The organism is Rhizobium sp. TH2, assembly GCF_024707525.1.
Classification (GTDB): domain Bacteria; phylum Pseudomonadota; class Alphaproteobacteria; order Rhizobiales; family Rhizobiaceae; genus Rhizobium_E.
Window position 1 is genome coordinate 68289 of sequence record NZ_CP062234.1, and the last position, 23115, is coordinate 91403.

Annotated in this window: 27 protein-coding genes; 13 read left to right on the forward strand and 14 right to left on the reverse strand. The window is 55.9% G+C overall.

The window, feature by feature from the left end:
- Positions 1-102: 102 nt before the first annotated feature.
- The 10 genes from IHQ71_RS31700 to IHQ71_RS31745 all read right to left on the reverse strand — a co-directional run bounded on the left by IHQ71_RS31700 (position 103) and on the right by IHQ71_RS31745 (position 8419).
- Positions 103-534, reverse strand: a complete 432-nt coding sequence (locus tag IHQ71_RS31700) for a hypothetical protein (RefSeq protein ID WP_258163519.1) — start codon at positions 532-534, stop codon at positions 103-105.
- On the reverse strand, positions 534-1421 hold the full coding sequence (locus IHQ71_RS31705; protein WP_258163520.1) for a general secretion pathway protein GspK: 888 nt from the start codon (positions 1419-1421) through the stop codon (positions 534-536). The genes IHQ71_RS31700 and IHQ71_RS31705 overlap by 1 nt, the downstream gene beginning before the upstream one ends.
- Positions 1418-2143 carry a type II secretion system protein J gene (locus tag IHQ71_RS31710; protein ID WP_258163521.1) on the reverse strand — a complete coding sequence of 242 codons (726 nt, stop codon included), beginning with the start codon at positions 2141-2143 and terminating at the stop codon, positions 1418-1420. The genes IHQ71_RS31705 and IHQ71_RS31710 overlap by 4 nt, the downstream gene beginning before the upstream one ends.
- 3 nt (positions 2144-2146) lie before the next feature.
- The gene (locus tag IHQ71_RS31715) at positions 2147-2563 is read right to left on the reverse strand and encodes a prepilin-type N-terminal cleavage/methylation domain-containing protein (protein WP_258163522.1); all 417 of its coding nucleotides are present in this window, start codon (positions 2561-2563) and stop codon (positions 2147-2149) included.
- Positions 2560-3114, reverse strand: coding sequence for a prepilin-type N-terminal cleavage/methylation domain-containing protein (locus tag IHQ71_RS31720; RefSeq protein ID WP_308737995.1), 555 nt, complete (start codon positions 3112-3114; stop codon positions 2560-2562). Before IHQ71_RS31720 ends, IHQ71_RS31715 begins: the two co-directional genes overlap by 4 nt.
- Positions 3002-3463 carry a type II secretion system major pseudopilin GspG gene (gene gspG / locus IHQ71_RS31725; RefSeq protein ID WP_258163523.1) on the reverse strand — a complete coding sequence of 154 codons (462 nt, stop codon included), beginning with the start codon at positions 3461-3463 and terminating at the stop codon, positions 3002-3004. The genes IHQ71_RS31720 and gspG overlap by 113 nt, the downstream gene beginning before the upstream one ends.
- A gap of 22 nt (positions 3464-3485) precedes the next feature.
- The gene (locus IHQ71_RS31730) at positions 3486-4697 is read right to left on the reverse strand and encodes a type II secretion system F family protein (protein ID WP_258163524.1); all 1212 of its coding nucleotides are present in this window, start codon (positions 4695-4697) and stop codon (positions 3486-3488) included.
- Positions 4694-5260, reverse strand: coding sequence for an A24 family peptidase (locus IHQ71_RS31735; protein WP_258163525.1), 567 nt, complete (start codon positions 5258-5260; stop codon positions 4694-4696). Before IHQ71_RS31735 ends, IHQ71_RS31730 begins: the two co-directional genes overlap by 4 nt.
- Positions 5254-7413: a type II secretion system secretin GspD gene (gspD, locus tag IHQ71_RS31740; RefSeq protein ID WP_258163526.1), complete on the reverse strand. Its 2160-nt coding sequence runs from the start codon at positions 7411-7413 to the stop codon at positions 5254-5256. Before gspD ends, IHQ71_RS31735 begins: the two co-directional genes overlap by 7 nt.
- Positions 7414-7513: 100 nt before the next feature.
- Positions 7514-8419, reverse strand: coding sequence for a ferritin-like domain-containing protein (locus tag IHQ71_RS31745; RefSeq protein WP_258163527.1), 906 nt, complete (start codon positions 8417-8419; stop codon positions 7514-7516).
- 441 nt (positions 8420-8860) lie between these two features.
- Between IHQ71_RS31745 and IHQ71_RS31750 the strand changes: the two genes are divergently transcribed.
- From IHQ71_RS31750 to IHQ71_RS31785, 8 genes are all read left to right on the forward strand, one after another.
- Positions 8861-10549, forward strand: a complete 1689-nt coding sequence (locus IHQ71_RS31750) for a GspE/PulE family protein (protein WP_258163528.1) — start codon at positions 8861-8863, stop codon at positions 10547-10549.
- 4 nt (positions 10550-10553) lie between these two features.
- A complete protein-coding gene (locus tag IHQ71_RS31755; RefSeq protein ID WP_258163529.1) occupies positions 10554-11687 on the forward strand; it encodes a PilN domain-containing protein in 1134 nt (377 codons plus the stop codon).
- Entirely contained in the window at positions 11684-12241 is a 558-nt protein-coding gene (gene gspM / locus IHQ71_RS31760) for a type II secretion system protein GspM (protein WP_258163530.1), read from the forward strand. Before IHQ71_RS31755 ends, gspM begins: the two co-directional genes overlap by 4 nt.
- Positions 12238-12798 (forward strand): type II secretion system protein N, encoded by a 561-nt coding sequence (locus IHQ71_RS31765; protein WP_258163531.1) that lies wholly within the window; start codon positions 12238-12240, stop codon positions 12796-12798. The genes gspM and IHQ71_RS31765 overlap by 4 nt, the downstream gene beginning before the upstream one ends.
- A gap of 302 nt (positions 12799-13100) precedes the next feature.
- A complete protein-coding gene (locus IHQ71_RS31770; RefSeq protein WP_258163532.1) occupies positions 13101-13493 on the forward strand; it encodes a YsnF/AvaK domain-containing protein in 393 nt (130 codons plus the stop codon).
- Positions 13490-14350, forward strand: a complete 861-nt coding sequence (locus IHQ71_RS31775) for a YsnF/AvaK domain-containing protein (RefSeq protein ID WP_258163533.1) — start codon at positions 13490-13492, stop codon at positions 14348-14350. Before IHQ71_RS31770 ends, IHQ71_RS31775 begins: the two co-directional genes overlap by 4 nt.
- Positions 14351-14759: 409 nt before the next feature.
- Positions 14760-14993, forward strand: a complete 234-nt coding sequence (locus IHQ71_RS31780; RefSeq protein ID WP_258163534.1) for a hypothetical protein — start codon at positions 14760-14762, stop codon at positions 14991-14993.
- Positions 14994-15064: 71 nt separating this feature from the next.
- On the forward strand, positions 15065-15304 hold the full coding sequence (locus IHQ71_RS31785; RefSeq protein WP_258163535.1) for a DUF6894 family protein: 240 nt from the start codon (positions 15065-15067) through the stop codon (positions 15302-15304).
- Positions 15305-16507: 1203 nt separating this feature from the next.
- Here the strand turns inward: IHQ71_RS31785 and IHQ71_RS31790 are convergent.
- The gene (locus IHQ71_RS31790) at positions 16508-17566 is read right to left on the reverse strand and encodes a VWA domain-containing protein (protein ID WP_258163539.1); all 1059 of its coding nucleotides are present in this window, start codon (positions 17564-17566) and stop codon (positions 16508-16510) included.
- A 480-nt stretch (positions 17567-18046) separates the two neighbouring features.
- On the opposite strand from IHQ71_RS31790, the gene IHQ71_RS31795 reads away from it, so the two are divergent.
- From IHQ71_RS31795 to IHQ71_RS31810, 4 genes are all read left to right on the forward strand, one after another.
- Positions 18047-18436 (forward strand): response regulator, encoded by a 390-nt coding sequence (locus IHQ71_RS31795; RefSeq protein ID WP_258163541.1) that lies wholly within the window; start codon positions 18047-18049, stop codon positions 18434-18436.
- Between the two features lie 170 nt (positions 18437-18606).
- On the forward strand, positions 18607-18894 hold the full coding sequence (locus IHQ71_RS31800; protein ID WP_258163543.1) for a DUF1236 domain-containing protein: 288 nt from the start codon (positions 18607-18609) through the stop codon (positions 18892-18894).
- A gap of 73 nt (positions 18895-18967) precedes the next feature.
- Positions 18968-19189, forward strand: coding sequence for a hypothetical protein (locus tag IHQ71_RS31805; protein WP_258163545.1), 222 nt, complete (start codon positions 18968-18970; stop codon positions 19187-19189).
- 789 nt (positions 19190-19978) lie between these two features.
- Positions 19979-20269, forward strand: a complete 291-nt coding sequence (locus IHQ71_RS31810) for a hypothetical protein (RefSeq protein WP_258163547.1) — start codon at positions 19979-19981, stop codon at positions 20267-20269.
- 433 nt (positions 20270-20702) lie between these two features.
- Here the strand turns inward: IHQ71_RS31810 and IHQ71_RS31815 are convergent, their stop codons facing one another.
- Together IHQ71_RS31815 and IHQ71_RS31820 are read right to left on the reverse strand one after the other, a co-directional pair.
- Positions 20703-20978 carry a glycine zipper domain-containing protein gene (locus IHQ71_RS31815; protein ID WP_258163548.1) on the reverse strand — a complete coding sequence of 92 codons (276 nt, stop codon included), beginning with the start codon at positions 20976-20978 and terminating at the stop codon, positions 20703-20705.
- Positions 20979-21298: 320 nt separating this feature from the next.
- The gene (locus IHQ71_RS31820; RefSeq protein ID WP_258163550.1) at positions 21299-21661 is read right to left on the reverse strand and encodes a hypothetical protein; all 363 of its coding nucleotides are present in this window, start codon (positions 21659-21661) and stop codon (positions 21299-21301) included.
- A 100-nt stretch (positions 21662-21761) separates the two neighbouring features.
- On the opposite strand from IHQ71_RS31820, the gene IHQ71_RS31825 reads away from it, so the two are divergent.
- Entirely contained in the window at positions 21762-21998 is a 237-nt protein-coding gene (locus IHQ71_RS31825; RefSeq protein ID WP_258163551.1) for a DUF6894 family protein, read from the forward strand.
- 368 nt (positions 21999-22366) lie between these two features.
- Here the strand turns inward: IHQ71_RS31825 and IHQ71_RS31830 are convergent, their stop codons facing one another.
- Positions 22367-22984 carry a transglutaminase-like cysteine peptidase gene (locus IHQ71_RS31830; protein ID WP_374990090.1) on the reverse strand — a complete coding sequence of 206 codons (618 nt, stop codon included), beginning with the start codon at positions 22982-22984 and terminating at the stop codon, positions 22367-22369.
- Positions 22985-23115 lie beyond the last annotated feature (131 nt).

Genomic DNA, 23115 nt, shown 5'->3' on the forward strand with positions numbered 1-23115 from the left:
TAAAGGTTCCTCTTCCCAGAGGGTCGTCGATGCGTCCTCAACGCACTCGCCCATTGAGCGCCACGCACCTTCGAACATCGCCGCTCTATTCGCATCTTATGCTCACTTACCCCTATATCTCGGATGCGATCGATTGAAAAAATGGTTCGATTGCAACTCATAGCGAGCCGCGAGCACGTCACGTCGCGACCCTTTGCAAAACCGACCGGCATCGCGAGCCATCACCGCGCTCAGGTAGCGCGCCGCTTCAATGTTCTCTGGAATTTGCTCCGACCTGAGATCTATGAGAGCGACCCGCTGGAAGGCGCGTCCGCTTTTTGATTTCGAGACGACAAACAATGTCGGCTTATCTCGAAAATAGCCAATCTCGTACATTTTACGATTGCCGAGCACATTCTCTTCGATCTTCACTGTCGTCCCAGTCGCTCCATCGCGGCAGATGAAGGATACCGGCCGAAAGACCTCGTAATCCGATTGCGCCATCACTTGCTGTGAAGACAAAGCGATGAGCCAGGCAGCGGCGAACAATCTCATTATTCGACTCCAGAGCGGTACAAGACAAGAAATGGAATCTCTGGAGAGGTTCCGGCTGCGATAACCGCTTCCGTCCGCCGCGGATTGACCTCACCGTTCGACAGAAGCTCCATTCCAATCCGATAAGTGGATGCCGGCGCTGCATCGATCAGTGCAGCTTGCACGAGGAGAAGATCATCGAGCGTATCGGTCGCCGTGGCGCTCCGCGTGGATCTTGCCTGGAGAACTTCATCGACAGTCTCTGGCGCGACCTTTGGTAGCGCGGCAATCATTGACGCAGGAGCCGCGAAGACATTGAGCCGCCCACGGGGATTGTAGACCGTCACGAAACGCCGCAGGGCTTTGATATCCTCGGGAAACAAACCTATCACCCATCGAAGATCGTCAACGCTGCGAAAGCGGCCGTTACGCGGAAGGTAATCGAGCTTTACATAGTCCTGTCCCTCCGCTCCGCCAGCGCTGATGTCGTCATTCTCATCCCGCCAGTCGATCACGCGCGCGGCGAATTCTTGCGGAGACAATGTGGTGAGGCCTGCGGCCATATAGGCTGCAGCGAGCAGATCTTTGCCGGACGCGTTGAGGTCGGCTTTTGCAGTATCCGTGGAGACCGTAAATGCGATCATGCCGTCGTTGAGCCGGAACTGGCCCCCGCTCACACGTTCAGGAGGAAGCCCGAGTTGAAATAGCTCATAGGCCGCCAGCGAAAGCCCCGACTGGACCATGGCCTGCCGCTTGGTCTCGATCCCCGAGAGAGCCGCGATGTCGATCGAGTCACGTGACATGCCGAGCATGACCACGACCATGGCAGATAACAGTGTCAGAACGGTCAGGACCGCGATCAACACAAAGCCGTTCGTGTCAGCGCCGTGCTTCGACAGACGTATCATCCGCCTTCTCCCGATTTATCCGGGCGGACTACATCGGCTCTGTCACTTGGCTTTGCGCCTGGACGCAGGCTGCAACTGCCCTTTTCGGGGAAACCGCAACCCGGCTCAGCGTCCGTGTCCAGCTTCACCCTCAGCGTCGATCTGGTTTTGTCGGCGCGCCATAGAGTCAGCCTTACGGCCACCGGCAGTTGACTTGCGTTTTCCCAGGCGGTCGTCAGGACCTCTCGACCATCCGGGAGCCTGCCATAATAGGCGAATGTAACTACATATCCATCGCTCCAGATCGCCGCCGGCTGTTCAAAGGCGAGGTCGCTGAACGATATCGCCTGTGGCGGAATATCTGGCGCCCGTCGGATGAAGCCGCGATCGCCATCGATCTGAATCGCATTCAAGTTTGTCCCGCCGTCTGCGAACTTTGTCTCGCGGGCGAAGACCATGCTTCGCTCGGCGCCATTGAACACAAGTCCGGCATCCTTGCCCGCCCAGCGAATTGGTGCGGCCCGCTCGATATCGCGCGAAAGCGCGGCCAGTATCAATGTGCCGTTCTCGATGCTTTCGCTCTGCCGCTGGATGCGGCCGGACATACGCGTGGTCAGTGACGCAATCGAGAACAGCGCCGCCAGAAGCAGCGCGCTGATCGTCATTGTTGCCAACAACTCAACAAGCAGGAAGCCGCTTCGGGCCTTGCCACGGATGATGTTGCCATGGAGCCAGAGCATCATGAGCTATCCCCCGACCAGTCTGATCGTCTCAATCGTCAGATCCAAGCCACGCGGCCCCGAAACCCTGACCACCATCCGGAAGGGGGCCCAGCGTGGAGGTTTGCCATCCTGTATATTTAAATTGGCGAAGGGGAGTTCGACATTGCTGAACTTAAGCTGCCAGCGATAGCCGTTCATGGTCCCGCTGCGTGGTTGAAGGGCGACTGGTCCAGTTCCAAGTGGGGCGCCTAACAGGCTGCGTGCGACAAGTTCGGCCCCCACCCTTTCCTCGGCCTTTGCCGTTCCAGACGCCGATGAGACTATCCCCTGTTGGACAGCAAACGTTCCGATCGCGAGCACCATAAAAGCGACGAGTACCTCGATCATTGTGAAGCCGTTGCGGTCGTTGTATCGCCCGGCGCTTGACGGTTTTGCATTCATCGGTCGATCCCCACAATCCGGATCGCTGCCGTTACTCGATTAACGTCGATCGCGATTGTCGAGCTTCGCGATGCGAGGATGATGCGGGCACCGGATGAGCCTCCGTCGGCCAAAAAGCTTACGCTCCTCAATCCCTCCGGCAGAATTCGAAGTGAAACGCCATCGGGAACGCGCACGCTTTGACGCAGCCGCTCGGATCCGATCACGCCCTCCTTGGTATTGACGGATATGCTGCTGGCACCTCCAAGAAGCGCGGTAATATTGCGATCTCTTCGCAAAAGACTAGCGATCTCGAATGCCTTGGCTTTCACGACGGCGACGCTGGCGCCGGGCCGGAAATACGGCAGTGCAAGTGTCGCCAGCATGCTCATGATCAACATGGCCAATACGACTTCGAGGAGAGTGAAGCCTGACTGGCTGTCGCGCTTTGGCGCCCGGTCAGTCGGTGCTGATATCGGCATCATTTCCCGAACCTCCTGCAGTGCCATCGGCACCGAATGAGGAAATCCGATACGGGCCTTTCGCGCCTGGAACCGCGTATTGGTAGGCATTGCCCCATGGGTCGGTTGGGACTGCAGCTTGCTGCAAATACGGGCCGTTCCAGTTGTCGGCCGATCCGGGCTTCTCGACGAGCGCCTTCAGTCCTTCGGTCTTGGACGGATATCGCCCGACATCGAGGAAGAAGAGATCGAGCGATGACTTGAATGACGTGACCTGAAGAGCGGCAGCGCGCGTCCGAGAACTTGTGAGATAGTTGAGTACGCGTGGACCGACCAGACCCATGACCAGGCCGAGAATGACGAGCACGACGAGCAGTTCCACGAGCGTGAAACCACCGCTCTTGTCCCGCTTTGACTGAATAGGAGTGTAAGGATTTTGAATCTTCAGCACAGTCTTCATGACATTGGGTCCATACATTGGATCAAACCAGGAGATCGTTGATGCTCATCAGTGCGCTCATGATGGAAAGGATCAGCCAGCCGATCAAAAGGCTCACGCCCATCATCAGCGCCGGTCCCAGAATGGCGGTTAGCCGTCCAAGCTGGCTGTCGAGCTTGGTCTCGTAGAAGCCTGCGACGCGGCCCGCGCTGGCGCCGAGATCCCCCGCCTCTTCCCCGATGCGCAGCATCTGCACGACATGGGCGGGCAGGAGTGTTTCCCGGGCAAGCGCCTGTGAAAGGCGTTTGCCGCCCCGGACCTCCGCGATCACGTTGTCGATCTTGTGCATGGTGTCCGGCAGCGGGCTGATGCCGCGGATGAGGCGAAGGGAGGTTGAGATATCGACGCCGTTCTCCAGCAGAATTTGAAGCGTCCTGCAGAAGGTAAGCGTTATATGGTAGGTTACTGCTTGCCGTGTGAATGGAAGCCGTGACAACAGGCTGAGCCAAAGAGCGCGCTTTTTTCCGAATTGTTTGATGATGAGTAAGGCGACGAGAAGCCCGAGCACAATGCCGCCAATGACGTCGATGTTGGCGCGGAACGTTTCCGAGAGGCGAAAGACGAACAGGGCCGACGGACTGATCTTGTCGCGAAAGCCGGCTATCGCGCCTTCGAATTGCGGGATGATGTAAAGAAGCACGAATATGAGGACGCCGACTGCGGCAACCGCGAGAAAGCCGGGATAGGCCATCGCCGAAATGAGACGTTTGCGAAGCCTCTCGCTTCTCCGCCGTTCTTGCGCAATGCTGTTAAGCGCAGGCTCAAGCCGGCCGGACGCTTCGGCCACTTCCACCATCTTTACATATAGCGGAGGGAAGAGTTTCGGGTGCTGCAGGAGGGCCTTTGACAGGCTGTTACCGCCGGCAAGTCCGGTGTGCAGCTGTCGTATCAGGCGCACCAGCCAACGCCGGGTCTCCATTTGCGTCAGGATGACAAGTGCCTCATTCAGCGTAACACCGCCCTTGAGAAGCATCGCGAGATCAACAGTGAAACCCGTTATGTCCTCTGCGCCCGGTTCCGGTGCCAGCCATTCCCGCCAACTCCTGCCGCCACTGGCGCTCGTCTCGCGCATGGACAGTGGCGTGATACCGGCATTGTCCAGCTGGGAGAGCACGTCCGCAGGTGTCGCGGCCTCGATCGTCCCTTCAAGGACCTTTCCGCTTGCATTGAGCGCCTTATATTCGAAAATGGTCATATGACACCCGACATTTTCAGGACCCATATCGACCAGCAGGCAGGTGCAAGCAGTGCACCGAAGGGCAAGCGGTCCATGCGTTGGTCAGGTCTGATGGTCGTCAGGCCGATGGCGAAGATCAGACCCAAAGCGCTCGCTGAGAAGACGGACCAGGCAAATCCCTCGTAGCCAAGCAGGATGCCCGAGGCTGCAGCCAGCTTAACGTCGCCAAACCCCATGCCATCATGGCCACGCAGGTGGAAAAAGACCTCGCGGATGACGAGGAAGACACCCCCGCATGCAACCGCGTCCAAAAGCAGGAATGCGAGTTCAATAGGCCATGGGTCTGGCGTGCCAGCCAGACGCATCAGCGCACCTGTCATTGCTAGTGCGATTAGCGGACCATCGGGAATTATGAAGTCCCGGAAATCCCGCACGGCAATCCATATGGCCATGGCGGTGACGAACATAACCGCGACCGAAAACCACGAGTCGGAAATCCCACCGTCGACCAACATAAGCGACCCCAACAGGCCTGCCGCCATGATCGCGAGGAGTTCGACGGCATTGAGCGACCTTACCATTTGGTAGTGCTCCGGTCGTTGATGACGGACATCTGCGATCGCAGGCTCTCGGCCACATCAGCCGCATCTTGCGCATCGCGGATGATGACGGGCCGTATGAGCACGATCAACTCGTTGCGTCCCTTAGTCTTGGCAGTGTTGGCAAACATGTCGCCGACTAGCGGGAGCTTCATCAGCAAAGGCACACCGCTTTTCGACTTTTGAGAATTGGCGCTGATCAGGCCACCGAGCACCACAGTCTGCTGATCGTTCACCGAAATCTGGGTGCGAATGCTTCGCTTGGAGATTGTTGGTGTGAGAGTGTTTGCCCCGCTCGCCACGCTGGATATTTCCTGAACGATATCCATGGTCACCGCATCCGTCTGGCTGATGCGCGGCGTGACATTCAGGATGATGCCGGTTTCCCGGAACTGCACTTGGTTGACCACGGGCGCCAAGCTGTTTTCCACGCTTTGGGACTGTTGCGTGGTGATCGGCACTTCGTCGCCGACCTGTAGCGTCGCTGTCTGGTTCTCGATGACGACCAGAGATGGTGACGACAGAATTTCGACATCCGTCAGCACGTTGAGCGCTGAGATGATAACATCGGGGTTGGCGTCAGCTCCGCCGACGAAATTGAGCCCGGGCGTCTGTTTCCGAATCGAATTGCCGGCACGGTCTATCAGGCTGAGCGAGCCATTGTCCTTGCCCAGTCCCAACTGTTTGCTCTTGAGAAAATACTGAACGCCATATTTCAGATCTTCGGTCAGGCGAACCTCGGCAATCGTCACGTTGATGGCGACCTGCACCGGAGTGGAGTCCAGTTTCTTCAGGGTTGCGACGACCTGCTCTGTGTGGTCTCCGTCACCATAGATGACCACAGAGTTATTGGACGCGTCGGCGCTGATCCGCAGAGTGGAAGCCTCGCGGGCGTTCGAAGTGAGATCCACCACATTGGGCAGCCCACTATCCGTTTGCGCGTCATCGCCGAACGCCGATGCAATGCGGTCTACGGGGGCAGGCGCATTTGCTTTGTCTGCGGCATCGTCCTGACCGGCATTCTGGTCTTCGCCAGGCTGATCGAGTTGCGGCACTGGCGCTGGCTTGGCAGGCGTGTTGGTATTGGCTCCTACGCCGAAAAGTCCGGCGACGACTTTCGCCAGCTCCTCCGCCTTGCGATATTTGACTTTGTAGATCACGACGTTCTGGCCCGTTGCGGAATCCTGCTGATCCAGCCGGCGAACCCACGTGTCGGCGCGTCGTATCAGGGCCGGATTTTTCGAGATGGCCATAATGCCGCGAATGCGGCTGACCACCCTGAACTGGATGAGGCTATTGTCGCCCTTCACATTGAAAATGCGCTCAAGCTCGGGAACAACGTCCTCGGGCCGCGCCTGGACCAGCCGAAATATGGACACCCGCTGGTTCTGCATGAAGTCCGCGTCGAAGGACATGATTGCCTCGACCACCTCGGTGCGCTGGGGCCCGCTACCGCGAACTATTATGCTGTTGCCAGACGCATTAATACGCAGCCCGTCTGCTTGTCCGACAAACCCGTTGAGAAGGTCCATAACCGACGATGCCGGCAGATATCTGAGCGGGACGATTGACACGCCAAAGCCCGCACGGACCTTGCGGCCATTGTCGATGGTGCCAGCCGATGTGTCGGTGGCAGTAACCCGGTAGCCGTTGCCGGATTTTACCAGCGAGAAGCCGAAGGCGGCGAGCGAAGACTCAAGCGATTTGAGAAGCGCCTCGCGGCTGACAGGTCGCGCCGAAGATATCGTAACGGGACCAGAGACATCGCCGTTGATGGTGTAATTCACCTTGAGCGCATCGTTGAGGACGGCTCTGACGACGTCCTTCACGTCAACATTGTCGAAATTGAGCGTGTACTCGCCGGCAGTTGCCGTATCGTCAGAATCAACGGGGGTGATCCCGCTGGCATCCGGCAAATAGTTTTCACTTCTGCTCCGAGAATCGGAGCGTCGATCGGCCGTCGAAAAGACACCGGCGTCTCTCGCCTTGCGAGCTTCGCGCGCTTTGACGTCGCCAAACACGCCGTCGATGAAGGTCGAATCTTCCTTGCCGTCGATACCACTGCCTTGGCAGCCAGACATCAACAAATTCACGACCAAGAGCGTAGCAATCAGAACCCATGATTGTTTCAGCACTTTGGAGCTTGCACCTCCCATAACTACCCAATGACGTCACGAGCTTCGAACGGCCCATCGCAATGGGCCGTCCGTGATCGGGCTGAGGCCCGGATCTGAGTTAGGCGCTACCGATCGTGCCGTTGACGCCGCTCGGGAAGAAGCTGGCATTGCTCGGCTCCGCGCCGAGATAGACAACATTCAGGACCTGGTCGGGAGTGCGGCTGAAAGCGAGGCCGTTGGCGTCGGTCGGGACGATATTGACCTTGTTCTTGTTGCCGATGCCCTGATCGACTTGCGTGTCGCCGTCGAGCGAATCGCGTGCGTCGGAAATCGCCCGTGCCTGATCGAAGAAGCCCTTGGAAGCGAGCAGCGTGCGAATTTCACCGGCATGATAGGCCTCGACGGCGAGCAGACCGGCAGCGGCTTCGAGGATGTCCGGGTTGCTGATCAATCTTGCCGCACCCTTGTAAGCCGTCACGCCGACGTCTTCGAAAATGAAGGCAGCAAGCAGGAAGTTGTCTTCATTCGCAAAGGCGTTGAACTTCTGATTGTTCTTGATCAAGCCCGCGGCACGTGCGGCAGCGGTGAAGCTCGTATTGAGATTGATATCCGGTCGTGCGACGGCGGAGGACGAGAGTGCCGAACGCAGGAACTTGACGTGTGCTTCCTCGTCGTTGGCGATTTCCTGTGCGTACTCCTTGATGAGCTTGGAGTTGAAATCGACCTTCTTGCCGCCCGTCACCGCGCCGAGCGTCCCGGTGCCGGTGGTGTCACCCGCTGCAAGCCGGCGACCAAACGCAGCGATCAGATAGAATTCAGCCTCGAGGTATTCGAGGTTGAGAGCAAAGTTGAGAATGTCGGGATCGGTCACCGCGGCTTGCGCAACATTCGGCGTGCCGCCCACGAGGCCGATCGTGGCGGCGCCGGCCGCCAGAAGACCGGCAGACTTCAAGAAGGCGCGACGGCCCGCCTGCATATCGATTTTTTTCAGATCAACGGAGTTCTCAGAGAAGATGGTCGACATTGGGCTACTCCCATATTGGATGGATTGAGTGTCTTTGCATGCTAGCTCGCCTCCTCAGCCGTAAGTCGACATTCAAAAAGCATTGTCCGAATAAAAGACAATGAACCCGCTTCCTTGCTGTAGAACAACAAAGAACATCGACGCTTCAGGCAGTCCTGAGCGATATGTGAAAAGATTGCTTCTCCCTCACGCCAACAGGTACGGCGGCGTCATCGGAAAAGTTTCAACAAATCCTTAAAAACGTATCGAAATGGTCCAAGGTTTAGAACAAAGTTTCGTAACGCATTGATGTTAATAGATATTATTTTTTCGATTGCCGTTCCTGCTTCCCTCGTCTTCTCGCCCGGATTGACAGAGCCTTGCTGTTGGTGACATGAATGGCGCGATCTGCACGGTCGCGCACACGATCCAGAACCAGAAAAATATAGCTCTGACGGAAGCATGATGTTCAATCAATATGGACACATAAGCGAAGGAATTACTTTCTTAGACTATCTAAGAAGTCGCCCGTCTGCGAATAAAACTTTTGATTTTCTTGAGGGAGACGAATATTCGATCGAGCAGATCTGGCGCTCCGGAACGGCAAGTGCAGGCGAAATAGCCGATGCCATTGCCGAGTTTCATGCGATTCCTCGCACAAGTTTCGATGAGCTATCTCGCCTTGCTCCTCTCACTGACGACCTGTCCCATCGATATTTGAGAGAAGCGTTCGCTTATCCATACAATGATGCCGGTACCGTTTCGTTGGCCTTGGCCGACCCCACCCGTCTCGACGCTATCAAGGCCGTATCGTTGGCACTTGGCGTTCCGCCGGCACTGAGAGTTATTTCCTTCGAGGAAGTGGAATTGCTCTTCGAGCGCGTTGTCGATCGCGCGAACGCCACGACCGGCGTGATTATCGAAGAGCAAACCGGCACGTCGGACCCATTCTCCGAGACCGAGCAGGCTATGCAGGATCTCGCGCGTGGCGCACCGGTCGTGCGTATCATCGACGAAATCTTGGAGCGAGCCGTGAGCATCGGCGCCACCGATGTTCATTTGGAGACGGAACGCGATCAGCTCCAGGTTCGCATGCGCGTGGACGGCTATCTTCGCCGCGATCAAAGGTTGCCGCTTACTATGGCGGCCCCGGTGATATCCCGGCTCAAGATTCTCGCCGGCCTTGATATTGCCGACCGGCGGCTCCCGCAAGACGGCAGATCAAACCTCAAGATCGGAAATACCGAGGCCGATCTGCGCGTCGCCGTCATGCCTAACATGTATGGCGAGACCGCCGTGTTACGCATCCTCCTCCGTGACACCCGCCTCTTGGATCTCGATCGGATCGGCATGGATGCAAAGGATCAGCAGTCATTTCGGGCCGTATTGGCCGAACCCAACGGGATCGTCGTCGTGACGGGGCCGACCGGAAGCGGAAAGACCACCACGCTCGCGACCGCGATCTCAATGCTCAACGATCCGTCGCGCAAGATCGTGACCGTGGAAGATCCAATCGAATATCAGATCGCCGGTATTCACCAGACCCAGATCAAGCCTTCGATCGGACTGACCTTCGCCACCGCCTTGCGGTCGTTCCTACGGCATGATCCAGACGTCATCATGGTCGGTGAGATGCGCGATCGGGAGACCGCAAGCATCGGCGTACAAGCGGCCCTAACAGGTCATCTGGTGCTGACCACTCTTCATACGAACTCCGCCAGCGATGCTGTCATCCGCCTCATCGATATGGGTGTCGAGCCCTATTTGCTTGCTTCAAGCCTGCGTGGCGTGCTGGGCCAACGCCTCGTGCGCAAGCTGTGCGAGCGTTGCAGGTTGCGTGATGAAAAGGCGGCCAATACGGCAGCAGCTCTCGCAAGAAGTCGCGGCCTGCACATCGCATCAGAACTGAAATTCTCTCGGGCCGTCGGCTGTGACGCTTGCGGGCAAACCGGGTATCGCGGACGCATCGGCATATTTGAGGTCCTGCGAACGGATGAAGAAATCCAAGAAGTCCTCCGAAAGGATCCTGATCCGAAAGTCATATCGGATATGGCCCGCAAGGGTGGCATGACGTCGATGTTTGAGGATGGCTTCGAAAAGTGTGGACAAGGTCTCACGACGCTCGACGAGTTGTTGAGAGCGACGGGGTAATGCGATGGAAATGACGGTAAAGCCTGTATTGCCCGGGCCTACAAAGAAGGCCAACCTTGTTGCCGGCATAGCGAAGACGGCGCCGGCGAAAACTTCCTCTTCCTCAAACTGGCTGAAGTCTGCTCTATCGGCGTTTATTGACGTTGTGGAACCAGCCGTGGTGTGGATGTCTCCACGCCGTCGCTTGGTTGTCGTGGAATCCGAAGACAACAATCTTGCCTTCTATAAAGTCTCTGGCCGGAAAATTGCCTTGCTCGGCCGGGGGCCTGCACCTGACGAAGCGCTGATCAAGAAACTGAAAGCGGCCAAGTGCACTGATGTGGAACTGCGTCTCCAATCCGCGCATGTGACTTTCGCCAATTTCAAGATTCCCGCTGCGGGTGCCGAGCTTGCGGCTCAGATCGTGGAAAGCCGTCTTGATCGGCTCACACCTTGGCGCATGGACGCTATCGTGTATGGTTACGCCATATCGACAAAGCCTGGGCCCGATGGTCAGCTGGATATCAATGTTACAGCGACATCCAAGACGATCGCCTCCGCAAGCCTTGATCGCCTTGCCCCGTTCGGCCTCGCCCCTTCAAGGCTGGGCGCAGGCGACGACCCCCTTAATCAACGGCTTAGCATTGATCTTTATGGTGGCAAAAGTGACATCGCACGACGTGGGAGACGGCGCTCGATTGGTTCGGTCGCGACCATTGTCCTGACCGCGTCTGCCTTTGCATGTGGTGCGTCCTTCTATGCGTTATCCCAAAGCGAGCAGCGAATTTCCGAGCTGGATGCCACCTTGGCCAAAGCCCGCAATCGGCTCGTTCAGGCATCGGGCTCGAGCGTGGAACGCGAGAGAGATTTCGCTTTCATCGCCATGAAGAGTCCTGAGGAGGCTCGGTTTTTTCTGATCGATCGTCTCGCGGCAATCCTGCCTGACAATACGTTTCTTGATGGACTGGCGATCGAACCGGGGGAAATGCGCATCGCAGGGAGCTCGATCGAAGCATCCAACCTCATTAAACTGTTGGAGGATGATCCTCAATTTTTCCAAGCGAAGTTCGTGGCGCCCGTTACACGTCAGGACGACGGCAGGGATAGATTTGAGATAACCGCGTCTTACGTGACAAAAACAAAGGCGGCGGCCCCATGACCACCGCCGCACGAAGCTCTCGTTCACGATTACTTGCCTTGCTGCTATTCTTCGGAGTTCCGGCAGTGCTGCTGACGCTCAGCATTGTCAACATGTTTCAGTTGGGTGACAATGCATTGGTTGCAAGCGAGAAGGAATTCCAACTATCCGCATTGATGCGGCGCCTCACGATGCCCGCGAAAGACGGCAAACCGCTCGACCTGTCTCACGTATACGTTGCAGGAGAATCTGCAACGCTCGCAAGCGCCAACCTGCAGACCTATCTGGTGAAGTCGATCGCCGACGTGTCCGGCAAACTTATCGAGACCGTGGCGTCGGAGCCTGAAGACAATTCGGACCCGACTGTGGGGGACAACATTGGGATTAAAGCGAGCTTCAGCGTCGATAACCCTGGCCTTCTCGAGCTGCTGCACAGGCTCGAGAGCGGGCTGCCGTTGGTTTTTATCAATCATCTCTCTGTCCGGCGGCTGACGAGCGACGACAGCGTCATTGGCAAGGAGGCCCTTCGCGTCGATATGGAAGCCACTGGCCGCTGGAAGGTCGCCGGACCATGAGACCAAATCTGCGTTTCTCCATGGTCGCGTCATTTCTTTTGTCGTCTGCTGCTGTTCTGGCACAGGAGAAACTGAACGAGAGCAATGACCAGGCGCTAAACCCATTGTCGGCGACAACGGCGTCTGATCTGAAAGCCTTCGCGGAACGGCCATTATTCTCGTCTGCTCGACGGCCGACGTCAGAAAAGCGATTGACGACGGCGGTCGAGCCTGCTGAGAGCCTTGAACCTACCCTCGAGTTCAAACTGCTAGGCGTGACCTTTGGACCGGATGGCGCCGTGGCGAGTATATCAAGCGGAACAACGCGTTACTCGGTTCGAGAAGGGGAGAATGTTGAAGGCTGGACACTCAAGAAAATAGATGTGTCCCACGTCATTATCGAAAGAAATGAGGAGATCAATACGCTTCGCATCTTCGCCAAGAATGAAGTCAATCCTCCAGTTACTCAAGACGGCCAGGACGAAGTCGGCGCCGGCCCTGGAATTGTCTTTGAATCGGCTGAACCGTCCGAAGAGCGACGAGATGCCCCTCCCGTGCGTGTCATCCAATCGAATTAAAAAATAACCAATACTTCTAGCGTACGGCAGGTCTCGCTCAGCGCGCCCATTGCACGCCGTCGGCGAAATACCGGGAATTCACTCCTGCACTTGCTAATCCGTTCGCGCTCGGAGGAAGGAAAAGCCACGGGACGATAAAGAAGAGACATGCGTCTGCGTACCAAAGATATACGTCTTGTTCATTTGGGAGGCGCCGGTCCTATCAACGTCATCGAAATGAGGCCGCGTTGACCAGCGTCATGCTGCGACAACGGGAACCATAGTTCAGTCCTCTCGTTCCTTTGCGCCACGTTAGGAACCCCATGACGGACATCGACAAAATTCCTGTGATTTCTGAGACCGCGTCGATCAGCACCCGCTTGGTGTCCGACGGCAAAGTCCGAGTGACCACTCAAACCGAACTTACCCAGGAAACCGTCTATGCGGGGCTGGAAAGCGAAAAAGTCGATGTCGTGCGCGTTCCCTTTGACCGGGAAGTTACTGAAATGCCGGGCCCTCGAGTAGAGGGCGTTACGACGATTATCCCGGTTTATGAAGAACGGCTCGTTGTCGAAAAACGTGTTTTCCTTGTCGAAGAAATCCATCTTACCAAGATCCGATCCTCGCAAAAAGTCGAAATTCCCGTCCAGCTGCGTCACCAGAAAGCCGCGGTTGAGCGGACCCCCACCCCTACCGAAACGGAGAAAACCCCATGACCGCCTATAACGAACCCGTCACTTCATCCACCCTTACTTCCAATGCACCTTCGACACTGAGCGCCTTTTTTGAAGACCGCGACGACGCAGCCTCCGCTGTCCAACGCCTGGTTGAGGCTGGGGTCGATTCCGCCAACGTTCGTCTCGTCGAAGGGGGCGACGGCAATGCGCAGGTACCCCAGTCCACCAATGACAAAGGCTTCTGGGCTTCGCTCGAGGATTTCTTTTTTCCCGACGATGACCGGGCCATGTACAGTGAGGGTCTCCGCCGCGGCGGTTATCTGGTCACTGTGAGCGGCCTTGACGCCTCCCTCTACGACACCGCCCTCGATATCCTTGATGACGAAGGTACCGTTGATCTCGACGAACGGGTCGAGAGCTGGAAGGCTGAGGGCTGGAGCCCCGAGACCTATTCGGGAGCGTCTTCCACGAAGGACGCATTCAATAGCACGGGCTCGCTGACCACCGGCCGTGGCGATGAAGAAGTCATCCCCGTCGTGGAAGAAGAGCTTCGGGTCGGCAAGCGTGACGTCACCGCCGGCCGGGTCAAGGTTCGCGCCTATACCGTGGAAACACCTGTTTCGGAAAGCGTGTCGCTGCGTGACGAGAACGTCACGATCGAGCGCCGTCCGGTTGATCGCGCACTGGATGGCACTGAGACAGCGTTCCAGGACCGCACTATCGAAGCCGAAGAGCGCCACGAGGAGGCGGTTATTTCCAAGGAAGCTCGCGTGGTCGAGGAGATCGCCCTGCGCAAAACCGCAGAACAGCGCGAGCAAACGGTTTCAGACAGCGTCCGCAAGACCGAGGTCGAAATCGAAGACGAACGCGATTTGACCGACAAGCGGCCGCTGTAAGTCACCCATAAATAAGGGGTCCGCTGGTTTGGCGGGCCCTTTTTCGTAACGAGAGGCCAGTCTACAGAAAAAAAACAATATTGCAGAGGAACGGCTCGCACATGTTCTTGATCGCGTCGGCCACTCCCTTCAGATTATCCGCATTGTGATTACGACGACGTGACCATCCAGAGCAATCTCCTCGTGCGGTATTCGATGGTTCACGACCGGGTGCATGCGCGCAGGGTGAGGAAGGCTGCCCCGCTCCCATTGCTGTTACCCCCTGTCGCCGAGCCAGACCGGGCTAATGGTCGGACAAAGATTTTCTAAGTGCGATAACGTACCGAACAACCGCAATATCGGAATTTAATTTGATAACCTCGCCATAGAGTGAATATTCGAGGGATCGCAGTGATTTGGGGCTGGGGGTATGGCAAAATACACGGGAGCGTTTGTGCCTGCGGAGTTCGAAGTCGTGCAGTCCGTCTTTAAGCGGGTTGCGAAGGACGCCTGGTTTAAAGATGATATTCCGACGCTCAAGCAATTCGGGCTGATTGTGATCCACGCCTATCAGGGTGGGATTGTGGACACTGATGGGCTCTATGCGCACTGCGTTCGTGCGGCAAAAGAGCGGTTCAGCCAAGCCTCGCAAACAGAGCATTGAGGATCCGTCAGATAGCGCCCGGAACTATCTTCGCGTCTGGGTAATTCCCTCCACTCAGAGAGAGGGCAAGCATGCCGCGATTCTATTTCAATGTTCGTGATGGAATTCCAATTATCAACGATCGTACAGGAATCGAGTTGCCGGGTCTTCCGGCCGCGGTTGAGGAAGCTCACAGGGAAGCGGCGCTCGTTTCCTCGGCGATGCGGAATCAGCCAGATCTCGTGAAAGAAATGTCAGTGCAGGTTTGTGATAAAGAGGGTAAGATTTTGGCAAGAATAGATCTGCCCGACACACGGGAGTTTCGGACCTAAGACGTAGTGCCACGTGGGTGGCTATGTTCGCCGGGCTGGCGGCAGATCTTGCCCGAGAATGTCACCCGAGCAAGAAGCCAAGCAACTACTTTGGCAGTCTTAGCGAAGGCCGAAAAAGCCCAAGATCGCCACAACAATCACGATCGCACCAATAATCCAGATAATCCTGTTCATTGCACTACTCCTTGTTGGACTCGAATAGGCGGCGCCGATTGCTCGGCTCCGCTCGGGAGGTCGTCGAGAGCGGACACCGGAATGAAGTCGGGTTGTGAGGTCGATCGGGAAAAGGGCGTAGGCAGCACTCGCCCCTGCGACAATTTTAGGAGCAAGCGGCGACCGAGCGCTGCAAGGAGTCCCCCGTAATCATGAAGGCGCTCTCGGGCCAAGTCCGTCAGAAGGCTTCGGGCCTCACACATTGCAAATTCCAAGCCTAGTCGAACTGCACCTGTTCCTTTGCAACAGTCGTGTCAGCTATCACGGTGAAGTGACGTAGCGTCGTGGGGGTCTCCTGGGTTACCAACTGCGACTGCCAGAACAAATTCCATACATCGGTAACGACGAGTCATCGCAAACTGTCCGTTTCCGTACCGAAACCTTAGGAACTGGAGCGTGTTACTTTTTCGGCCATGTGGTCGAAAACCAACGGAGTATACGAATATGGCAAATCAAGGCGGTACACACGAACAGCATGTTAAAGCGGGCGAGCAAAGCCACAAGAATGCTGACGGCAAGTCAGGCTCGAGCAGTTCCGGCAGCAAGAGCTCAAGCAGCAAAAGCTCTGGGGGCGAGTCCAAGGGCGGCTCGAAGTCTTCCAGTAAAGGCCGGTAGTACAGGTAAAGCACCAGCTGGACGGTGACAACGTTCAGCTGAGTGCACGTTTCTTATGCCGAGTAAAAAACTGCATTGCTGGCCGTCACTCACCGATCCGCCGTGTCGCGCAACCCTTGAAAGACGCGTGGTAGGAATGTTCGTGATGCCCAAGGCGGCTCCGACATCCAAACCTGGAAAGCGCACCCATAAGCTGTTGAGGTATTGGCTGATGTCCTGAAGAGTCGAATCCTTCAAAATGAAGATATCTACACCTTGATGATCAACGTTACCAACGAACAAAATCTGTCTCTTCTAGCCGCCGTGCGCACTGTCGCTGAGTTCTCAATGCCGCCGTTACATGAACAGGCGGCAACCGTTAAGATGTGCTGGGCGTCAATTCGTCAGTCTCACGAGCGTTTTCGCCGCCGTAGCGCCAATCAGTTTGAACGCAGCGACGAGTTCCTTGGTGTTGTCGGCAGAGAAATAGTGTGCGGGGGATGTGGCGCAGTATTTTAGCAGTGCCTCTCCAGCAGGTGGCGCCATGAAGGCGATGGAATATACCGTCATTTTTTGTGTCTTCGCCTTATCGCAATATTTTTTCGTCTTTGCGTCTGCCCCGCTTACGTTGTTCTCACCATCAGTCATGAGAACGATGTATTTGTCAGGCTTTTTTGTGCCGTTCTTGTCTTTGTGCGCCTTGTCCTCGTCAGAGTCCTTCAGGCTCTCGTAGGCCTCTTCCATCGCCTCGCCAGAGTTCGTGGTGCCCGTCGCCGTCAGAGCCTTCACATATTGCAGGATTGCGGAGGTCCCCCAATCAAGGTTGGACGGCGTCTGCATGGCGTTGTTGTAGGAGACGCCGCCTGTTCGAACATATTTGAGGTCCGGGTCGACATCGACGAACTGAGTGAGGAGGTCGGAGGTAGCCAGTTTTAGGGCTTCGATCTTTTTATAGACCTTGGTGCAAAGATAAGGCTTGTTGCTCGCGTTCATGCATGTCGTCGTATAGGCGGTGGTCGTCGGGGAATCCATAGAACCGGATCGGTCAAGCACCAGGTACAAGGAAAAAGCAGTCTTAGTGACGATGTCCGCACCGCCAAGCACGCTCGCCTGTACTGAGACGGGCACGGTGTCCACACCGAGAATTTTAAGGAAACTCGTTGGTACGGTTGCCTGCGCCGTGGCGGTGATGTCCTGACCGCCGAAGTCAATAACGATAGTCTTGGTATCGAGTTGGTACTTGCTGCCTGACTGGGCCTCAGCCGCCAACCAGTTTTCCATATGAGTTCGAATGGACTTTTCGTCTTTGTTCTTGGCTTCGATCTGTTTGATTGCAGCCACGAGCGCGGCGTCCAGGCTACTCTGCATTTCACGGTGGGTATTCAAAGCCATGGTGTAGTCAAACGCGACGCCCATCCCCCCCAGCAAGGGTACGCTGATAATGGCGAATGCCATTGCAAAATTGCCAGCCCGGTCTTTCGTGAATCTTCCGAAAGTATTCGAGCATTTCTGCCCCAGTGACCAAAGTCGCATGCCACTCTCCTATCAAACCTCCGATCAATCGTAGGGCTCAGTTGCTAACCGAAATTGAATTTTCGCAGATGCGTGTAGTAGCAACTTAAGTGAGGGTTAACGGACTATATCCAGTAGCAGGCAACAAAGTTTTAACTGCCGAACAGTATTAAGAGGGAGGCGCTGATCCCGAAAATCGCGTTTCAAAAGAAGCGGCCGCACGCTTGATCCCGAGCGGCCGCTTCCTTGTTGTAGTCGGAGGCCAGGCTGCGTTTCTCCCAAGTTGAACACCGGAATTGATCGTTCAACCAATTAAGTACCAGGCTTTTTGAGCGATTGACGTAAATGATACGGAACATACCTTAATGAATCCGCGTTGCCTGCCCAGGTCGAATAATACGACTTTTCACGAGCGGGTGATCCATGAACGAAGCAGCCAAGCCACGAATACTCGTGGTCGAAGACGATGCATTATTGTTGATGGAAACTGAGACTATCTTAAGAGAGGCTGGCTTTGACATCTTCACGGCGAATGATGGACGATCAGCAGTTGCGGAAATCAACAACGGCGAGATGGTGGCATTGGTCACAGACATCAATTTGGGGACCGGTCCTAACGGATGGGACGTAGCACGGCTCGCTCGCGAAACCCGTCCGGAGTTGCCGGTTGTCTATGTCAGCGGTGAGCATAGTCCAGAATGGACTGCACGAGGGGTGCCGAACAGTATTATGGTCGCGAAACCGTATGCCCCTGCGCAACTGGTCACCGCGATTGCAACCTTACTCAACGCCGCAGGGCCGGCAACGAGTTGACTCATTCGATCACCATCACTGCATTCAATTTCTGACTGACGTCCCATATCTGTTCCGCAAGCCAAACGGGAAAATCATTACAAATTCAGAGCGTTGGCTTATAGTTTGGAACTTTCGTGATTGGTCACCGTTGGAGCGCCACACCACGCCACCCAACTGGAGAACCACAAATGAAAAACGTTCTTATCGCTTTCGCTGGCCTGTCACTGGCTCTATCCGCTCCGCTTGCTTTTGCCGATGATATGGTTGTCGTGCCGGACACGGTAACGACCTACGTGACCCAGCAGCAGATCGAAGACACGACGATTGATGGTGATATCACCATCGGCGCGGCTCTGCCAGACAAGGTCGTGATCAAGAATGTTCCAGACAACGATGGCTTTGGATACGCCTTCGTCAACAAGAAGCGTGTCATCGTGGAGCCCAAGACCCGCAAGGTCGTGAAAATCGTCGAGTGACGCATTAGCCGCTGGACGGTCCTGGCGTCGGCTCCGGTCGACGCCGGTATCAAAGACAGCTTGTGGAGCACCAATGTGGAAGTTTGCGGTATTCTTGACCGCGCTGATTTTGATCGTATCGCTGAAACTGGTGTTGGAGGCGCCTTTGATGGAGCCCAAGGCGACAATCGCCGAGCGGCAGTGCCTAAGTGCGATCAAGAAAGCACCCAAGGTTTGGTTTGATCGCCTGCGAGCCGGACGATGCGGAGCGTGGCGCAACCGCTCGGCAGAATCGAATTCTGGACAAACCCTTTAGGTCGTCCTGCATCGGCCCGGGGTTGGCAATAACTCGATGATCGTAAGCGCGGACGCTTTCAAAAAAAGCCCGGCCAGCATCCGCGCGACCGCGTTGCGGCATCTCCAGTCTATTCATGTGCCAGAGATGCGTAGCTGCGAAACCGGTTCATCCTGTGGCGCCGCGCCAGTTCGACAACTGCATCTGTCAACTCTTGTTCAGTCCATCCGGCTTTGGTTGCCTCCGCGGCGAGTGCTTCCAGAACGTGATCAAGGTCGACAAAGGGTGCGTGGAGATCAATGACTTGCCGAAAGAAGTCTGACTCGATTGCGAGTTCACATTCCTTCGCTCGCTGTGGGTATTGTCCAGGAAGACTTGGCGAGTTGATAGACACGGCCACGGCCTCTCATTTCCCTAAATGGTGCCATAAATCCCGTCGAGGTCAATATATTCGAAGTTGTGCTCGGTGCGCGCACTTGATCCCGACTATTAGCTCGCTGGTCATAGCCGGAATTGCGAGTCAACGAGTCGAACAAGGATTCACCAAAGCAGGATTGCTGCCGCTGGTGTTCCGTGGCTGGGGCACTTGCATCTAACGGAAGATGTTTGCGACATACTACCACAGTTACTCGGAAAATTGACTCTGTACATTGATAGCCGTCGCAAATCAGGTCATGCTAATATTGACCAGCTGGCATATTACCCCGCCGTTTCACGGCTGCCGGCTTGGTCACTTTCCTCCAATTCTTACAGATGGAACCCCCTTGATTTTTGGGGTTGTTGTGCGTTAAATCGCATTGCGGAGGCTCATTGCCTATTTTGGTCGATCTCCATTCACCGATCTTCGATGCCTCAAATCCTCAACGAACTGCACAATGCAGGCGAGAAGCGGAAGCCGTAGCACGACGGGTCGTTGTCGATATGGTTGCTGCCGGGTGGCGCGAGAGTGAAGTCGCTCTCGCACTCGCTGATGCGTTCGATGACTACTGCGTCTATCTCGCCAAGCGCCCGGTGACTACACTTTTCGCCGCGAACTCAAATCAGTTTGTCGTCGACAGCCAAGGCTTCGGTGACGAGAGACGACAGGTTGGACATGCTTGACCGAGACTCGATGGTGACCGTCAAGTTCGGGCGCGCCGAAGTGAAGATTGATATTTTCCAAACGACAAATTCAACGTGGACTGCTGTGGAACGTACATCGGCGTTGCGATAAGAACGACTGGGCGTTCAGCGGCAGCCGCCAGGGCGGGTTGGCTCCAGGCTGCACGCTACAAAAGCAAATTCAGAACCGAACAGGCCGATTAGACGCTTAGTCGATCTGATGAAAAAAGCCCGGTCTCCTAAGCGACCGGGCAAATGGAAAGTTGATGAACTGGTATAACGCGCGCCGAGCTGCTTTGTTCCTCAGAGCGAATAGACCGAGCCCATGTCGGCAATGTCTCTCAACCATTGAATGACGAGTGACAAAGCTTTCCGTCACTGTCCAGCCGAGATACTCGATCTCGGCAACGAGATTCAATCCTCGATCTGAGGGTCACTCGTCGACGATAACGGTCGAAGGCTCTTGCGGCTGCTTCTTGATGATCACGGTTTCCTTCTTCGGCTTGCTGGCATCATCGATAATCGCGCCAGTGGTCAGCCCCATGGCGCCACCAACCACGGCACCCACAGGGCCGGCGACAACTGCGCCGGTGGCAGCGCCGGCGACGACGCCGGTGGTCTTGGCGGAATCATCGTCGGCGTGCGCAAGAGTCGCAAAACCGGTAGCAGCAAGGGCGATAGCGGCAGTAACAAACAATGTCTTTTTCATCGGCCTTCTCCTTATTTCGATCATTCGATGCCGTCTAAATGTTAGTCGGCAGGGATGGTTCCGACCAAAATTCACTGTGTATTTGCCGGCCGGTTCGTCGCGGGGCCGGATATGAAGTGTTGATACCGCCTTTTGATCCGCAGAAATATTCTCAACGCTGACACAGTTTGCCAAGCGTTACCGCAAGACGCGCTTTGTAGTACTGCTGGGCGGCTCGTCCGTGGTTCCGCGCTGCTTTATGTCAACCGTATGAGTAAATCGATCCGGTTCACAGGTTTTATCATCGCTGTTGGGCTGATCTCGCTTGCCCCCTGGGCTACTTATTGTTCGGCAAAAACTGGCATAAGGCGAGCTGTTCGACTGACTTTGATATCACTATCATTCAAGCCGATGTCGCGGCCATGCTCAATCGCCGTGGTGTGCTTGTCGCGGCCGATCAAGTCATGCTCGAAGTACGCGGCATAAATCCGAAGGGTAGTTTTTTCCATTATGCGGCGGGCGGCCCTACTCGCGATGGAGTCGGCAATGGCTGCGGCGTGATAGAGTTTACGATCGAACCGTCGACGATGCTCCCGTAAATTCGGCGGCCAACCTACGCTGCCGAGATAAGTCAGCCTTTTGGTTTCAACTGCGCTCTCCGCCTTCGCTTTGAAAAAAGCCCGACCGCTCAGGCGACCGGACAATGGGAGTAACCAATCTTAGAGCGCCGGCGCGGCGGCTGCGAACCGTCTCGGCCTTGAAACGTTGAAACCGTTCGATCTTACGAGAGCGAAGGGAGGCTGCATGCCAAGGTTTTACTTTCACATAAGGGACGGCGAAAAAATCATAGCGGACATGGAGGGTATCGAAATGAAGAGCGCTAGGGCGGCCTTGGAAGAAGCGAAAGCAGCAGCTCGTGAGATATTGGCCTCGAAGGGGCTCCGCAATGAGGTCATAGATGGGCAGGAATTCGAGGTCCAGGACGTTTTGGGCACCACGCTTTTCACAGTGCCTTATAAATCCGTGTTGAAGCTTGAGTGAGCCCTTGACCGGGCCGGCAACGGCTACCGCATGCCCACCTTCAGGATGCCCGTTGCGTAAATTTTAGAATTACCGCATGGTACGTGAGACCGGGCCCGCACATGGTAGCTTTTTATATCCCCATATCGACAGTCGCCCGCAGGCTCGGTCGCCGACGGTTTCAGGGTGGATTGGGGAATGGACCCCAACCATGTTCTACGTCAGCTTGATGGTCGCAGCGAGCGCGGCGCCGTCATGGCGGCATTTCTATGGAAGGCGATGGTTTGACCTCGGGGCAAAGAGGCTCCGCATATGAGCGTCTATTGGATAATCCGCTTTGCGCTTCCGCGGATCTCCGCTGTTTGGTTAAGCCATCAGAATACGGACAATCAATTCAAGACCGCAGCGACAGGAACATCTTTTTCGACTTGCTCAATGAGGACCCACTGAGCCGAGTCTAGCGAGGACTGCCGCTTCTCAAAGCGGTAAGGAGTCTGCCACCAACGCTTCACTCGGTCATCGAGATTGTCCAGAACGAAGTCGCCTTCCGAGGTACGGACCGTCAGAATTGCGTGGCCCGCGCCGTCCGGCTTCTTGACGACCGTGACAAGAAGATCGGCTTCCTGGAAGCCGCGCGCCTCCAGTTCTTTTTTCTTCATAAGCGCGAAGTCCTCGCAGTCACCCGCTGACTTAGGATAAGTCCACAGTTCAGGCTCGCCGTAATATTCCAGGTCAGTGACCTGAGTTATCTTCCCGTTCACGTTGGCATTCACTTCTTTAATGACATGCCATGCCACTTCCGTGAGACTCGCCGTCTTGCCAACGGAAGCCGTCTGTCCACATTCGGACGGATAAGCCTTGCAGAAGTAGTAGTGACCGACAGGCTGGGGGACCCTGGCGCCTGTCGTCATCGACGCTTGGTGTTCGGTCAATGGGTCGGCACAAAATGCGGCGGTTGCGGTCGCCCAACCTACCGAGGCCGCGATGAGAATGGATTTGAGGTTCAACATTCACCCCGAGTGCTAATCAAGAGGTACTTGTTAGCTGTTGGGGTGTGACGCCGCAATCGCAAGAACTTGGGGTATGGTTTGGTCAGACATTCGCAGGGGTGGGGCTCACCCTTGGGAGCCCGCCCCTG

Coding starts and splice junctions, on each gene's coding strand:
- IHQ71_RS31735 (WP_258163525.1), bottom strand. CDS start 5,260: ATGGTAAGGTCGCTCAATGCCGTCGAACTCCTCGCGATCATGGCGGCA.
- IHQ71_RS31730 (WP_258163524.1), bottom strand. CDS start 4,697: ATGACCATTTTCGAATATAAGGCGCTCAATGCAAGCGGAAAGGTCCTT.
- IHQ71_RS31785 (WP_258163535.1), top strand. CDS start 15,065: ATGCCGCGATTCTATTTCAATGTTCGTGATGGAATTCCAATTATCAAC.
- IHQ71_RS31815 (WP_258163548.1), bottom strand. CDS start 20,978: ATGAAAAAGACATTGTTTGTTACTGCCGCTATCGCCCTTGCTGCTACC.
- IHQ71_RS31750 (WP_258163528.1), top strand. CDS start 8,861: ATGATGTTCAATCAATATGGACACATAAGCGAAGGAATTACTTTCTTA.
- IHQ71_RS31745 (WP_258163527.1), bottom strand. CDS start 8,419: ATGTCGACCATCTTCTCTGAGAACTCCGTTGATCTGAAAAAAATCGAT.
- IHQ71_RS31700 (WP_258163519.1), bottom strand. CDS start 534: ATGAGATTGTTCGCCGCTGCCTGGCTCATCGCTTTGTCTTCACAGCAA.
- IHQ71_RS31715 (WP_258163522.1), bottom strand. CDS start 2,563: ATGAATGCAAAACCGTCAAGCGCCGGGCGATACAACGACCGCAACGGC.
- IHQ71_RS31770 (WP_258163532.1), top strand. CDS start 13,101: ATGACGGACATCGACAAAATTCCTGTGATTTCTGAGACCGCGTCGATC.
- IHQ71_RS31790 (WP_258163539.1), bottom strand. CDS start 17,566: ATGGCATTCGCCATTATCAGCGTACCCTTGCTGGGGGGGATGGGCGTC.
- gspG (WP_258163523.1), bottom strand. CDS start 3,463: ATGAAGACTGTGCTGAAGATTCAAAATCCTTACACTCCTATTCAGTCA.
- IHQ71_RS31795 (WP_258163541.1), top strand. CDS start 18,047: ATGAACGAAGCAGCCAAGCCACGAATACTCGTGGTCGAAGACGATGCA.
- IHQ71_RS31780 (WP_258163534.1), top strand. CDS start 14,760: ATGGCAAAATACACGGGAGCGTTTGTGCCTGCGGAGTTCGAAGTCGTG.
- IHQ71_RS31720 (WP_308737995.1), bottom strand. CDS start 3,114: ATGCCTACCAATACGCGGTTCCAGGCGCGAAAGGCCCGTATCGGATTT.
- IHQ71_RS31710 (WP_258163521.1), bottom strand. CDS start 2,143: ATGATGCTCTGGCTCCATGGCAACATCATCCGTGGCAAGGCCCGAAGC.
- IHQ71_RS31765 (WP_258163531.1), top strand. CDS start 12,238: ATGAGACCAAATCTGCGTTTCTCCATGGTCGCGTCATTTCTTTTGTCG.
- IHQ71_RS31825 (WP_258163551.1), top strand. CDS start 21,762: ATGCCAAGGTTTTACTTTCACATAAGGGACGGCGAAAAAATCATAGCG.
- IHQ71_RS31775 (WP_258163533.1), top strand. CDS start 13,490: ATGACCGCCTATAACGAACCCGTCACTTCATCCACCCTTACTTCCAAT.
- IHQ71_RS31805 (WP_258163545.1), top strand. CDS start 18,968: ATGTGGAAGTTTGCGGTATTCTTGACCGCGCTGATTTTGATCGTATCG.
- IHQ71_RS31705 (WP_258163520.1), bottom strand. CDS start 1,421: ATGATACGTCTGTCGAAGCACGGCGCTGACACGAACGGCTTTGTGTTG.
- gspM (WP_258163530.1), top strand. CDS start 11,684: ATGACCACCGCCGCACGAAGCTCTCGTTCACGATTACTTGCCTTGCTG.
- IHQ71_RS31800 (WP_258163543.1), top strand. CDS start 18,607: ATGAAAAACGTTCTTATCGCTTTCGCTGGCCTGTCACTGGCTCTATCC.
- IHQ71_RS31755 (WP_258163529.1), top strand. CDS start 10,554: ATGGAAATGACGGTAAAGCCTGTATTGCCCGGGCCTACAAAGAAGGCC.